Origin of the sequence: Halobacillus amylolyticus (genome assembly GCF_022921115.1) — a bacterium.
GTDB lineage: Bacteria > Bacillota > Bacilli > Bacillales > Halobacillaceae > Halobacillus_A > Halobacillus_A amylolyticus.
Genome location: NZ_CP095075.1, coordinates 2,585,159 through 2,599,058 on the forward strand (window position 1 = coordinate 2,585,159; position 13,900 = coordinate 2,599,058).

Annotated in this window: 10 protein-coding genes and 1 pseudogene; all 11 read right to left on the minus strand. The window is 36.2% G+C overall.

Going from position 1 to position 13,900, the window contains the following annotated elements; all coding sequences use genetic code 11:
- Positions 1–2: 2 nt before the first annotated feature.
- Positions 3–725 carry an IS21-like element helper ATPase IstB gene (gene istB, locus MUO15_RS13395; RefSeq protein ID WP_245029858.1) on the minus strand — a complete coding sequence of 241 codons (723 nt, stop codon included), beginning with the start codon at positions 723–725 and terminating at the stop codon, positions 3–5.
- Positions 722–2,233, minus strand: a complete 1,512-nt coding sequence (gene istA / locus MUO15_RS13400) for an IS21 family transposase (protein ID WP_245029860.1) — start codon at positions 2,231–2,233, stop codon at positions 722–724. Before istA (MUO15_RS13400) ends, istB begins: the two co-directional genes overlap by 4 nt.
- Positions 2,234–2,358: 125 nt before the next feature.
- Positions 2,359–2,493 carry a hypothetical protein gene (locus MUO15_RS21690; protein ID WP_256464130.1) on the minus strand — a complete coding sequence of 45 codons (135 nt, stop codon included), beginning with the start codon at positions 2,491–2,493 and terminating at the stop codon, positions 2,359–2,361.
- 1 nt (position 2,494) lies between these two features.
- On the minus strand, positions 2,495–4,069 hold the full coding sequence (gene istA, locus MUO15_RS13405) for an IS21 family transposase (RefSeq protein ID WP_245029862.1): 1,575 nt from the start codon (positions 4,067–4,069) through the stop codon (positions 2,495–2,497).
- A gap of 102 nt (positions 4,070–4,171) precedes the next feature.
- Complete coding sequence (locus MUO15_RS13410; RefSeq protein ID WP_245029864.1) at positions 4,172–4,843, minus strand: hypothetical protein; 672 nt, start codon at positions 4,841–4,843, stop codon at positions 4,172–4,174.
- Between the two features lie 65 nt (positions 4,844–4,908).
- Positions 4,909–6,303, minus strand: a complete 1,395-nt coding sequence (gene radA, locus MUO15_RS13415; RefSeq protein ID WP_245029866.1) for a DNA repair protein RadA — start codon at positions 6,301–6,303, stop codon at positions 4,909–4,911.
- Positions 6,304–6,315: 12 nt separating this feature from the next.
- Positions 6,316–7,002 carry a hypothetical protein gene (locus tag MUO15_RS13420; protein WP_245029868.1) on the minus strand — a complete coding sequence of 229 codons (687 nt, stop codon included), beginning with the start codon at positions 7,000–7,002 and terminating at the stop codon, positions 6,316–6,318.
- Positions 6,992–8,779: a hypothetical protein gene (locus MUO15_RS13425; RefSeq protein WP_245029876.1), complete on the minus strand. Its 1,788-nt coding sequence runs from the start codon at positions 8,777–8,779 to the stop codon at positions 6,992–6,994. The genes MUO15_RS13420 and MUO15_RS13425 overlap by 11 nt, the downstream gene beginning before the upstream one ends.
- A gap of 6 nt (positions 8,780–8,785) precedes the next feature.
- Positions 8,786–11,503, minus strand: coding sequence for a hypothetical protein (locus MUO15_RS13430; protein ID WP_245029878.1), 2,718 nt, complete (start codon positions 11,501–11,503; stop codon positions 8,786–8,788).
- A gap of 27 nt (positions 11,504–11,530) precedes the next feature.
- Entirely contained in the window at positions 11,531–12,814 is a 1,284-nt protein-coding gene (locus tag MUO15_RS13435) for a site-specific integrase (protein ID WP_245029880.1), read from the minus strand.
- Between the two features lie 184 nt (positions 12,815–12,998).
- Positions 12,999–13,766, minus strand: a pseudogene (gene radA / locus MUO15_RS13440) (DNA repair protein RadA); the annotation flags it as partial.
- Between the last annotated feature and the right edge of the window lie 134 nt (positions 13,767–13,900).

Here is a 13,900-nt window from a genome sequence, read left to right on the forward strand (position 1 = left end):
TTTTACTCTTTGTTAAACATGGATTCCCTTAATCTATGACTGTCACCTTTGAATAGCACAAGGTGTGAATGGTGGATCAAGCGGTCGACAACAGCTTCCGTTAAGATCGGATCACCAAAGACATGATTCCACTGACCAAACTGTAGATTGGTTGTGATGATAAGACTACGCTTTTCATAGCACAAGGTAATCACCTGAAAAAGGAGTTCAGCCCCTTGCTTATGCAAAGGAATGTAGCCCAGTTCATCGAGGATAAGCAAATCTAGTTTCTCAATCTGCTTAAACAGTTTATTCGTGGTTCCTTTTTCATGGGCATCTAAGAGGTGATTCACGAGGGAAGCCACAGTGTAGAACTTTACACGCTTTCCCTGATTCCGAATCGCGTTCAACCCAATTATCGTTGATAAGTAGGTCTTTCCGGCTCCAACCCCTCCATAGAAAATCATATTCTCCTTAGCCTCGATAAACGTTCCCTCTAAAAGTGACTCCTGGTTCAACTCTTGACCTAACTCAATCTCTGTCCAGTCAAAAGGTTTGCCAAATAACTCTGGCAGGGTTGCCGCCTTTAATAGAAGGTTAACTTTTCGCTCCTCTCGCTGTTCAATTTCTTTCTCGAAGAGCTTAAGCAAAAATTCCTCTTGAGTTGCGGCTTCCACTTCATGATAGTGCTCGCGGACCCAACTTAGCTTCAGTCTCTTCGCATACTCTTGAATTAAATCGTTCATTCTAAGTGCCCCCTCTCTTGTGAAAAGAAGACATCATACTGATTCATGCCTCTAGATGCCAGAGGCATTTCTGGAACCGAATGTTTCATGTTTAGCGTTTCGCGATACCCTCGCCCATGAACGATTTGATGATAGACTTGGTGGATCGTTTCTGACGAAGGATGACCAAACTCCGATGCGACTTGAAGAGCTTCTTCTGCCTTCTTAAAATCATGATCCTTCAGGATCTTGGAAAGGAGGTCCAGCGCTTTTTTCTTTTCTACCTTGGTACAATCTTGTAAATAACGTTGCCAAATTACCGGAAGTTGATCATAGAATGTTGTATATTTTAGAGCTGTAGGCCGCCTAGCCATCAGAGTAAGGTAGGGTTGCCAATTCATAGATTTGGCATCCTCATAATATAAACGATCATGTCGGACAATAACTTCGTGATCATCGGTTAAAATATCAATTCGATTATAGGTAATCCCTACAAGCGTTTTCTGTTTAGCGAACCTTGGAGATGTAGAATACTTTTTCGTATCTACCTTTACATAACCAAATTTGTCCGCTGTCAAGGTCTCGTACCGAATGCATTGATACTCCTTGGCTGGAAGAACTAGTGACGCGTTTTTATCTTCCTCATGTAATCTAGCAATCTCTTTTTTCTTTTCATAATGAGGACGATGACGGTCTGCTTCTATCTCCTGCCATAGCACATGGTTCAGATCCTCGACGTCATAGATGGTCCGCTCTGGTAGAAAGAAATTATTCCTCGCATATTTCACCATCGCCTCCACGTGACCTTTTTCGTTTCCGGAACCTGGATTACAAAATTCATAACCGAAACCATAATGAAGGGCGAATTGTTCAAATCCTTCCGTCAAATCTCGTTGCCCATGTGATAACACCTTTTTCACTGCTGGTGATAGATTATCAAATCGAATGGTTCTTGGCACACTGCCGATGTGATGAAAGAATCGCTTCATTCCCTCAAGGAAACAATCTTGGTTCTGTGATTCAAAGACCTGAACATAAAAAGCGTTACTATACGGATACGAAAGAACAAGATATGGAAGATCAACGATCTCTCCCTTCTTCTTAAAAGGTCCCTCCCCAAAGTCAATTTGTGCTTCTCCTGGTTTAGCTTCTAATGGAATAGCTGCCTCATCACTTTCTTCTAGAAGCTCCCTTTTTCGATGAGAGACATAGGATCGAACTGTTCGATCAGAACCTTTAAAATGGTATTCCTTCTCTAGTAACTGCCAAATACGTTTGGCAGTTCTACGATACTTTCTTTTCTTATTCAAATCTTCTTTTAACCATTGATCTACGATATTCTTTACAGGATCCATCACCGGTGAGGGCTGAGTCTTTTTCTTTTGCCCTTTAGGTTGAAATTCTTCTTGGTCCGCATATCTTTGAACGGTTCGATAATCAGTGTTTGTTCTTCTAGCCACTTCCGCATAGGAATGCCCTTTTGTGTTTACTTCTTGTCTGATATACTTAATATCGGTCACTTGTAACATCTCCTTAAAACTACCTCCTGCCTTAATTGGGTCCAACAGGAGTGTATTTAATTTAAGGAATGTTCGCAAGTGGCTTTTTTTCATGTAGGCCCCCGCGGGGGCCTACATGAAAGGCATGCCATCTCCTACATTTCTAGTGTGCCATAAACAGTCCAAGAATGAGCTTCGGCCTTCCGGAGAAAGGTCGGAAGCTCTTTGGACATTTCGGACAGTCTTAAGTGATTAAGCTGATCCTGCAAGTTTTTAACCGAATACTCCATCTCAGGCACCCCCTAAGATATCCAGATAACTATCCAAATCTCTTAACCTTGCTTTCTCTTTAAAATGGGCAGGGGGTGGAGACATATCCGGTATTTGTGATGGTACGCTATTCGTATCCATGATCTGAACTCTATGCAAGTGCTCGGCTACGTCATAAAAGTCATTGGCACTCCATAGCTCCTGGTCAATACATTGCTCCAGGGCTGGATGGATGAACGCAGGAAAACATTTGATGGTTTTTTGTATAATTTGCAGCTGATCCCTGACATACCTGGGATAGCGTTTCGATATTTCTTCAAGAAAGAGATTAATCTTACTTTCCTCTTGAAATGGCTCTTTGACAGTGTCTTTATAGGCGTTAATTCCTCTTGTTCGATCTCTGGTGTGATGCTTATTCTTAATCAGTTGCCCTTTCCCTTTGGAAAGGGCGTGAATAGCTATCGGAGTATCTCCCCGTGTCTTTTCAATGATCAACTCGTTCTGGTCGATTCGTATGTAGACCTTGTTATCCCCATGAGGCTGATAAGTTCCCAAAGGGACGGAATAACGATTAGAGAGATACTTTACGATATTGTTCTTATGGACCGTTCTTGTTATACTTGAACCACGGTTACTCTCGAAAGAGAGTAGGGTAGAGACTTTTCGTAAGTGTGGCTTTTCCAGGGCAAACACTTCGACAGGTCTCTTTTTTGTTGTATTGTGAACTTGATAGTTTCCTTTCTTTTCAAGCCACCTCATGCATTGTTCATTCCAGGAGCTAATATTATGGAAGAGGCGGTGCTTCGCAAAATTCCTTTTAAGGAACTTGACCACATTTTCAACTTTACCCTTTGATTCTGGATCAGCAGCTTTACATAGATAAACGGAAAATCCTCTTTGCTGTTTGTACGCTTGGAACTCTTCTGTAAAGATAATATCTCCACCATTTTCGCTTACGGTCATTAACTTATCCTGGTCATAAACGATCTCTTCTGTTCTTCCTCCATAAAACTCAAAGGCGTTCTCATGAGAACGCAACACATCACGTGTAGTAAAAGGATGTTCCTGCCATTCCGCATACTTATATCGCGAATGAGAGAGGACAAAGGCAATGACATAAACTTTTCCCCCTTTCCCTTCAGCCTTTTCAACTTTCGCTTCTCCAAAGTCCACCTGCAATTGGTGACCGGGGGGTAATTCCTCTATTTCTTCGTACGTTCGATACGTCAACGTTTTTGGTATGTGATACTTATCTCTCAATTCCCTCACATACGTTCGGACGGTGCTTTCCCCTACGTCTGAAAAAGAACATCGTTCTTCCAGCCAGTATGAAATTTGAGAGGCTGATAAATCCGGGTGTTCTTTCAACCATGAAAGAATTTGTTTCTGGTAAGGATCCAGTTTTCTTGATCTGGTTTTCAAAATCTCCACCCACTCCAATGCTTCTTCAAAGTCTTTATCTAGGTATTCATAAACTGTCGTTCTAGATAGGTTACATTTCCGGGCAATGGCTGCCACTCTAAATCCTTGCTTTTTTAATTGATGCACTTCCACAATGGTTTCTAATTTGTTCACCTTCCTGATCCTCCACTTCATCCGTTAACATTCATACCTATTTATTTTAACGGATGGGAGGTGATTGGGGATCAAAAAGTGTTCAAATTTATCAATCAAAATCTGTCTAGTTTAGTCTAGCAGTTACACCTCACCATAATAAAAGAGTACATAAGGTAAAACTAAAATAAAGAGAAACATTTTATTTGAGATAGCGTTATATGGTAAATCCTCTTTAAATTCTTCTATAGCATCTGAAGCTTTTTCGTCTTGATAGATGGATTCCTGCAAAGAATCAAAGTCAATCTCATCAAATCTACTAGAGGAGAATTGGGGGACTATGTTGACTTTATTTTGAATAGCTTCTGATTTCAGAGCTCTCATCTGAGAACTAATAACTCCAGGTGAAAAAACTCGCAATTGCCTACTTATTTTAACTGGGTCAAAGGTTCTCAGTTGCTCACTTATATTTACTAGACCGATACCTCGCAGTTTACTCATATTCACTGGATCAATGGCCCGCAGTTGCTCTCCTATATTCATTGATCCAATGCCCAGCTGTTTGCTCATATTTAGTGGCCTAATGGCCCGCAGTTGATTACTCATACTCGCTCGGTCAATAACCTGAAGCTGTTTACTCATATTTACTGGATCAATGGCTCTCAATCGCTTACTTATATTATTCACTCGATCAATAGCCTGAAGTCGCTTGCTTATATTTACTGGGTCAATGGCCTGAAGTCGTTTACTTAAATTTGCCTGATTAAAAGATTGCATTTGTCTAACCAAATTTACCGGATCATAATTATATGACATCTAGACCTCCTAATTGTAAACTAACAATCTTATCGCTGATAAAATTCATAGTTATTAATACAGCCCTAAAATGGCAACTCATCTATAAATGTCTTTTGTATTACATCCATAAGCGTACGACAGGGAAGTACATTTATACTTTTAAATGCGGAAGTGTCTCGGACAGCATCACGGGCAACAAAAACTCTCTTAAATCCCATTCTTTCGAGTTCTTTTATCCTAGTTTCTATGGTAGGTACCTTTTTTAGTTCACCCGTCAACCCTATGTCAGCCACAAAAACAGTATCATTGGGAATACCCTTATCTTTGTAGGAGGAAACAATACTCATTATTACAGCCAAATTTGAAGATTGTTCTTTCAAACGAATACCACCGGTAGTCTTGATTACAACATTTTTCGTTATGAGTTCAATTTCAGCTCTTTGTTCTAAGATAGAGACAAGAGTGTTTAAATGATCCCTGCGCATACACTCCCCAATCCTGGCAGGGTAAGGAGTAAAGGTGGTTGATACAAGGCTTTCCACTTCAACAATAATGGGCCGTGTTCCTTCTTTAATAACTGTTAAAGCACTACCACTAACAAGTTCAGCCTCATCTCTTTGAGTCATAAAATACTCAGAAGGGTTTTTTATATCCCTTAAACCATCCTCTTCCATACTAAAAAAACCTATCTCACCAGTACTTCCATATCGATTCTTCGATGCTGATAGCTGTTTTAGTTCTTCTCCATTTTCACCATCTAGAATAAGTACTGTATCCACTAAATGCTCTAAAGCACGTAATCCTGCCAACTCATTGTCCTTTGTCATTTGACCTACCATAAACGCAGCACGTGGATTGTTTGGGTTCTTTGCCACTTTTAAAATTGCATTAGCACATTCCATAGTTTGGGTTGGGCTTCCAGGCCTTGAATCAAACTCCTCAAGCATAAAGGTTTGAATACTATCAATGATAATAACGTCAGGATCAATGTCTTCAATAATCCCTAGAACATTATTCATATTTGTATCAGAATAGATCCAAATATCTTCTTCAATATCCCCAAGAATTCTTTCTGCTCTTTGTTTAATTTGACTTTCACTTTCTTCCCCAGAAGCATAAAGGACCTTATAACCTTGCTTTGCTACATCTTGGCTTACTTGTAGTAGCAATGTAGATTTACCTGCACCAGGTTCAGCTGTAATAATGCTTAGGGAATCCTTAACTATTCCATCACCCATTACTCTGTTGAATTCACTTATATTTGTTTTTAACCTGTCACTCTTCACAGAACTAGTTTCTGAAAGCCTTTTAACAGGTGTATTTCTTTTTGAGGCTTTATATCTATCACCCGATTGTGTTCCACCAATTTCTTGCTCTTGCAAGGATCCTCTAGCTTGACAAGAGTTACAAAAGCCTTGCCACTTTGGATGTTGATGTCCACAATCTGTACAAACAAAAACATTTTTTTTCTTCTTCACTGTGTCACTTCCTCAGTCGAATATATCATCATATTGTTCCAATAATTTTTCTATATTTTTCCCATTCGTTTCATCTAATTCTTTTATGCTTTCTTGACTGTTATTCACTAACTCATCTTCGGAGTTTTCAATTACATACAGCTCAGTGGAATTTAATGCATCGATAAGTTGTCTTTCTTCTTTGATATCTAAGGCCTCTTTATAAGCTTTAATCTCTTCTTTCATTTTGTTAGCATCAAGTTTTAAATTTTTATTTTTCTTTTTGTATTTATCTTTTGTCTCAATAGCATCCGCAAGTTTCACTTCTAACTCTTTGACTTTAAATTCTGCGTCAATTGTTCTGTCATAAAGCTTTTTATGCATTACTTGAAGGTTGTTTAAGTAGAATGCTAATCTATCAGGATTTGAACCATTGCTTTTAATAAATTCTTTAACATCTAATGTAGCAAAATAACTATTATCAGCGGCATATTCAATAGATTCTTCTTGAAGGGACTCATTATATTCTCTAACTTTATCACTAATTTCCTTTTTTCTGGAGAAGTGATAATATTTTATACCCTGGATATGAAGTTCCTTGTCAGCGTATCGTGCTAAGCTGCTAAATGTCATTTTCTCACCTAAATGCTTTTTATCCTGAAAAAACTTATGAATAATATCAAACAACTCATCCGTCGTAAATTTCAGTTCATTTGCCAAGGCTTACCTCTCCCTGAAAATAGTGCTCGCTTAACATTGTTGCATTCTGATTGGCCATCATTTTGATTCGATTCATCTTTAGTCTATAATCCTCATTGAAGTTCTGATTTTGGCTGTATCTCATTACCAGCTCTTTAAGAGCTAATGATTCGGTAGAGATCGAATTTTGGTTCTTCGATATCTTATCCCTAATACTTTGTTCGGCCATTGTTTCATTTGGATGGAAATAAGGGCATACGTAACAATCGTTATCTACTTTCATACAATCCTCAAATTGCTCTTGCTGAGAAGAGCATTTACCTTTTTGAATATCTATATGATTTTCTGCTGCATCCTCATAATTAGAATCAAAAACCTTTTTAAAAGATACTTCGGAATGTTTCACCCGTCTAACATCAATTATAGAATTACCTTCATCAACTTGCTTTTTCTTAGCCATTCTTTTAGCCATATTGTAGGTATAGCATTCTACAAATTTGTCTACGTGGCTATAGTAATGATAACTGCTCGAAATGGAGCTATGCCCAGAAATTTGTTTTATCAGAAGAGGTTCAACATCATTCAGTACCATATTTATAAAAGCAAAATGACGTGTATCCATCAAGTTAGTAAATTCAATTTGGAACGAATATATATCATCTTTCGTCCCTTTAGGAACTATTTCATAGTTGAATTTACCACCTACAACTTCATTATAAAAACACTTGAGTAAATGATTAAGGTGGGACATATGAAAAAAGTCAAGAAACTTAGATCTATTTCTTTTTATTCCTTTATAATGTAAATGTTTAAAATATGCTCTATACGAAAGAAGATATCGCCTTTTTCCTGAGAACTGGTAACCTTTGTAGTAAAAATCAGGAATCATATCATATTCATCAACCATATCACGATACTCTTTTATTAAACGATAGAGTTTTTGATTAATTCTTATTTCTTGTAACTCATAGTCTTCTTCCACTTTATGCTTTATCTTAGATGAACTTCCTTTTAATTTTGTTCTCCTCACCACTAGAAAGTAACCACCATCCTTTTTCTTTAAGCAATCATATGGAGTTAGGGCAAATTCTGCAACTCGTATAGGTATTGTTGTGGTGATTTCCCACCATAATCTAATCGGGAAAAATTTTTCTTTTTCTTCAGAGCTACAAGTTTCCCAAAATGTATCTAACACAAATCCTAATTCAAAAACACTTCTAAAATTCCCTATTTCCCTTTGGTTAAAAGATCGGGTATTTAAATTATGTTTCCAATAGGAGTCAGACTGAAAATAAAGGAGGTCTAAGTATTCCTCAACGTTATTGAAAGGTGAGTAATCCAGAAAATCAATCAAGGATGTTAGATGAGTATAGTACTGATTATTTTCTTCAATCCTTTTAATACTTAACTCCTTTTTCAATTCTATGTCGAAAAAGTTTGTTTCAGTTATCACCTTTTTCAGTAGATTTAACAAGTCACAAAGACCTTCGATCGCATTGTTATCAAGTTTTAATAAAATAAAAGCCTTTAAAGCATTGATAATATCTTTATAGGTAGGTAATTTAAGACTCTCTTTAACTTTTTGATACTGAACCTCGTCAATATCAAAATTAAATACTCTTTCATTTTTTTCATTGTTTAGTTTCCAGACTCTATCTTCAAATGAGGATGCTTGTATAACTTCCTTTCTACAAAATAAGTTAAAAGTTTCTATTACATCACTATTCTTCATTGAATAATAATCAGTCAGTTGTACAACAGCAATGTTAGATTCTTTAATACTTTGTTCAACGTACATACAACTTCACCCCATTATCATTTTCTGTTGGAGATCTACTATTTCTTGCTTAGAAACTTTAATAAATGAACGCGTCCTATCCTTTCCAAAAAAGGAAATTGCCTCTTGTAAAACAGGTAGATACACATAAAACAAAGTATGGGTATAGCGTTTTTTATCAAATTCATACTGGGCATTTCTAAGGTTGTCGAATAGTTCAGTAAGCCTTTTGTTGAACTCTATTAAAAAGTAGGTTTCATTCATAGCATATTCACATCCTATACAATTCTCCCTTGAAGGATAAATACACCCCGTTCTATTAATTGTTTTGAATAAACATTGGGAATACTCCATTTTAGAAGGAGTTTCCCCTAAACTGATTTTTTGTAATACACCTTTGATATCCTCTTTTTTACTTTGAATCAAATCCATATAAACCTGATTTATACGGCTGCGATACTCCGTTATCCCTTTAACTAGCATTTCTATTTGAGATGGTTTCATATCTATTAAACTTTGTAGTTGTTTGTTCTGGTTTTGCATATCTAATGTTTCGTATTGTGTATCGTTTTCATTAGTAAACATTTTTAACAGTAGGTGTGACATAAAACCGAAACTACCTCTTTCCAAGAGTGCCTGGGTTATTTTATCCACGTCACTATCCCTATTAATAGACTCAAGGTAAGTCTGGGTGGTTTGAGCAATACCCTTTGCATCTTTACGATGCCCTCTTATGATAGCTGCTAAATCATAACCTTGGCCCCAATTTTGAGATGAACTTACATTCTGCACTGTATTTAAGTATGTTTTATTTGCACGATTGTTAAGAAAAGTACCATCTCCAAAAATCTCATTATACCTATTACCGAAGAAATTAGTATGATTATTTCTCTTAGTTACAATATTAGTCAGTATGGTAGTATCATTAACTCTACTTAATTTTGTATCCTTTGCTTTAACCCTATGCGCCTCGCATAAAGCTATAAGCATTCCAATTTTATAAACATAGCTTTCTCCAATAGCCAACTTTAAGTGTTGCTTACTTTTCTTACGTGTCTTTTGGGGTTTTATATCAAATACCTTAACTTGCAATAGAACGTTATTTACTACTTTCTGAGCCATTTCCGTTGTAAAATTTCTAGATTTAATACATCTTATTACGCCCCCAGCACTCATACCCAATACAGACTCTAAAGAGGGCATAGGTATCTTCAACAGGTCACTCGTTCTCCAAGCACAAATGTAGTGCATAGCACAATAAAGCCACACCATAGCATTTGTACGGTAATTTACTGCATCCTCTATCAGTTCTTCATCGTTTGCAAATAAAATTAGTCCAAACTTTGTCCACTGATCGAATGAGTAGCTTGAGATGTCCCTTTTTTCGGCATTTTTAAGTAGAGATACTTTAATCGTTTCCTCGTATTTTGTTAAATAGTTGGTTTTACAATAATCTAAAAAATAGGAGAATTCTCGTCTCGCTACCTTTTGTGAGATGCTTTGCATTAATTTAAGAAGTTCATCCGTATTATGGTTCATAATCTCCTTTTCTAAATGGGGTATAATTGCTCGATAAGTGTTTACCTGATTTGTGTAAACGTATTTGCTTCGAGTTTTCTTGAAACGGCCAATTAAAAATTCATTATATGCTTTGAGGGTTTCGGGAATGGGGAAAGAAGGTTGTACATCTTCAACCTCTATTTGAAACTTATCAAATAATGAGGATGCATTATCTAACCTCTTTTTTCGTGTAAGGTGCTGTTCAATAATTGATAAATCCTTTACATATAAAAGGTCTGCTGGTGCTAAAGGATTTTCTTCACCTGGGATAACCTTGATAGATAATTTTTTTAACAATCTCGAGAACGTGGTTTGGGGAACGCCATAATAACTTCTAGCATCTCCTTTGAGTATTGTTTCTTCTTTCAGCTTTTTGGTTTTATTTATAGCCTCTTTATCAAAGTACCACATACCTCTTACCTTTTCTGCATTTGAAAGCTTAGCAATTCTATCTGTGTTGCCTAAATCAAACATCTTTTGTACTTCCGCTTTTGTATAATAGTCCTCTTTATTAAAGTTGTTTATGCTATCGTAGTAGTCCTTAATTATACTTAAATCTTCCTTGCGAATATAAATGTTATCCAAGTCGTTTGTAGAATACAACAGAACGTCATTTTCCGGACAAACATTGAAAATATGCTTTAAAGCCTTTAGGTAAGTTACAAGACTATTATAGTAATTGGTTTTTATAAATTCGCGCAAAAAATTAAAGTCATAAAAACCGTTGAAATCGATTGTATTAATTACGTTTATAAGTGATTTGTTTTCAGCAAGGAAATCACTTATTGTTTCGCTTCCTCGTTTCACCACTTTATATTTATTCTTTATGACTTGGATGAGTTCAAGCTTATCCGCTTTATAGAAACGATAGTCCTTTCCATTTATTGGGTTAGAGGTTAATTCAAAGTTATTTATTATATAGTATTTCAAAGTACTAGGTTCAAAATTATCGTGATTCATTTCATCCCTTACAATCGATAATAACTCTCTAAAGCTATATGTATCCTTTAAAAGAGAAGATATATTATCAATTTCTTTTTTGCCTAAATATGTTTTATGGCCAAATTTATAATTCTTAAGCCGACCTTGGGAAATGAGTGTTTTCAATTGCTGAACTCTTGCATTTAAAACTTCGCTCGCTTCTTTTAGAGAATAATACTTCTCTACTTCGGATTCATTATTCATTACTCAAACCTCCTAGGGGGCCTTGACCTAGAGAATATCTTTAAATACCTTTTCTTGTACAAACTTTATCTTTTCATCAATAACTGGGTTTTGAGCATAATAACTAATAGCTGAATCTAATGAACTATCTCCTCGCCAGTATGCCACTTCTATAGGGTTTCGAGTTGTCTCTAATTCTGCTATAAATTGGGTAAAAAAATGCCTAAGTATATGTGTACCTATTCTCCCTGACATAAGCAATTTTGCTTCGCTTGAGCTTTTAAAGTCAGCTTTTTTGCTGAGCCGTTCTAAGGTTAAATTCATAATTTTTTTAAATGAACTGGAATAACTGCTATCTAGCATAGCATCACCATCACGATTGAGAAACACAGCCCCATAAGGATGCTTAACATTATTGATTAAACCCATATGCTGTATATATACATCTTGAAATAAATCTAAAAAAATAGGATGTACGGGCTGAATGCGCTTTCTTTTTATTCCGCCGACATCTTTACCATCAGTTCTTAACTGAACTTTTTCTTTTAGATTAACTGTAAACCAACCTAACTTCTCACCATATACACGGTAGTTAATTGAATTCCTTGACACATTGCAGACTTCCCCTCTCCTCAATCCACCAAAAGCCTGTAAACATATTGCAAGCTTTAGGTGACGATAGTAATGAAGATCACAAGTTTTTAAAATTTCTTGTAGTATGTAAGCAGGGATATGTTTAATACGTTGGGGAGGAATATAATTGGAAGATATAATTGTGAACAGAGATTTTGTAGCAGCATATGATTTACTTCTAAACTTTCTTTGTTGGGTAGAGTAAATATTAGAGTTAATTAGAAAGTCTCTTTCCTTTATGTAACTCATCCCTTTTATCTCGTTAAATATGTATCTATAAAATCGGTTTAATACTTGTTCTGCTTTCTCTACAGTCGATTCCGTCTTCTTTTTGTTGCCTATCACTCCTTGACCGTAATCTCTTAAAAAATGATTTCCATATTCTATTGTTAAATCCTTAATATCCTTAATTTTATACTTGTTACTTTTTTCAAAAAATATATAGTTTAAAAACCTTACAACAATCTTAGCGTGATATTTTAATGTATCCAAACTTGCCGAGTTCAGTTCCTTGATAAAATAATTACTGTATCCTGTTACTTTCATTGACTTACTTGAATTACTTCTTAATACGATAAACATAAAATGACGTAATAAACCTTCATCTTCTACTATAGTTAATACCTTTTGTTGAAACTCAACTTTATTACATTTATGTATTACTCCCGCATCCCCAACTAACGTCAAATTATCTTCCACAACAGTCCCTCCAAACGTTTAAAAATTATTAACTTCAATCTCATCCCTTAACACTAACAGTTTAACTGTTTAATATTTTCTAAAATTTAGACACTTTAATAATACAACATAACCCCTGTCAGATCAAAGGATTTTTGATAATACTTTTTTATATAACGTTTACCATCTATACGTTTAAAAACATTCGGTTCTTAACACTGCGTAAAATGCGAAAGGTATGATGTCTTTCTCCTTCAAAATAAAGGACAGCATCGACCATATGTTCAAGTAACCGCGGCCCCGCAATTGAGCCTTCTTTTGTCACATGACCGACAATAAAAATCGGGATGCCTTTACTTTTTGCTATTCTCATCAGCTGGCTTGTGCATTCCCGTACTTGCGATACACTTCCTGGGGCCGAAGTGACATCCTCTTTAAATATAGTTTGAATGGAATCAATCACTACAAACTTTGGATCAATCGCTTCTATTTGACTTACCACATCATGCAGATTGGTTTCTGATAGTACATAAAGCTCTTCGGACTGAATTCCGAGGCGTTCAGCACGCAGCTTTGTTTGACGAGATGATTCCTCACCTGAAATATATAAAACAGGGAGTTGTTTATTAGCAATTTGCGCGGAAACTTGGAGAAGTAATGTTGACTTCCCAATTCCCGGATCACCACCAATCAAAACCAAAGATCCAGCAACAATACCTCCGCCGAGCACTCGGTTTAATTCAGGCATATCTGTAGCAAGACGCGGTTCTTTCTCTGATTTAATCGCTGTAATCTTTTCAGGCTTAGCCGATGATGAAGAATTGGTTTGAAATACATGCCGAGAGTTTGAGGCTGTGGCTGATACTTCCTCCACTAGCGTATTCCACTGATGGCAGCCTGGACATTTCCCCATCCATTTCGGAGTTTCATAACCACATTCCTGACATACAAACTTTGTCTTTCTTTTTGCCAAGGGAATCGTCCCCTCTCTTACTATTCTATACGATAAACATTGTGAAAAAGTTTCATATTGGTATCAATTATATTAAACTCTTCTTACTAAAAGCATAGACGATACAGAAAAAAATCGGAAGGCAAATACCTTCC

What these genes read in the sequence shown, in the direction of transcription:
- istA (WP_245029860.1), bottom strand. Translation starts at nt 2,233, where the DNA reads ATGTTACAAGTGACCGATATTAAGTATATCAGACAAGAAGTAAACACA.
- istA (WP_245029862.1), bottom strand. Translation starts at nt 4,069, where the DNA reads ATGAAGTGGAGGATCAGGAAGGTGAACAAATTAGAAACCATTGTGGAA.
- MUO15_RS13425 (WP_245029876.1), bottom strand. Translation starts at nt 8,779, where the DNA reads ATGTACGTTGAACAAAGTATTAAAGAATCTAACATTGCTGTTGTACAA.
- MUO15_RS13430 (WP_245029878.1), bottom strand. Translation starts at nt 11,503, where the DNA reads ATGAATAATGAATCCGAAGTAGAGAAGTATTATTCTCTAAAAGAAGCG.
- istB (WP_245029858.1), bottom strand. Translation starts at nt 725, where the DNA reads ATGAACGATTTAATTCAAGAGTATGCGAAGAGACTGAAGCTAAGTTGG.
- MUO15_RS13410 (WP_245029864.1), bottom strand. Translation starts at nt 4,843, where the DNA reads ATGTCATATAATTATGATCCGGTAAATTTGGTTAGACAAATGCAATCT.
- MUO15_RS21690 (WP_256464130.1), bottom strand. Translation starts at nt 2,493, where the DNA reads ATGGAGTATTCGGTTAAAAACTTGCAGGATCAGCTTAATCACTTAAGA.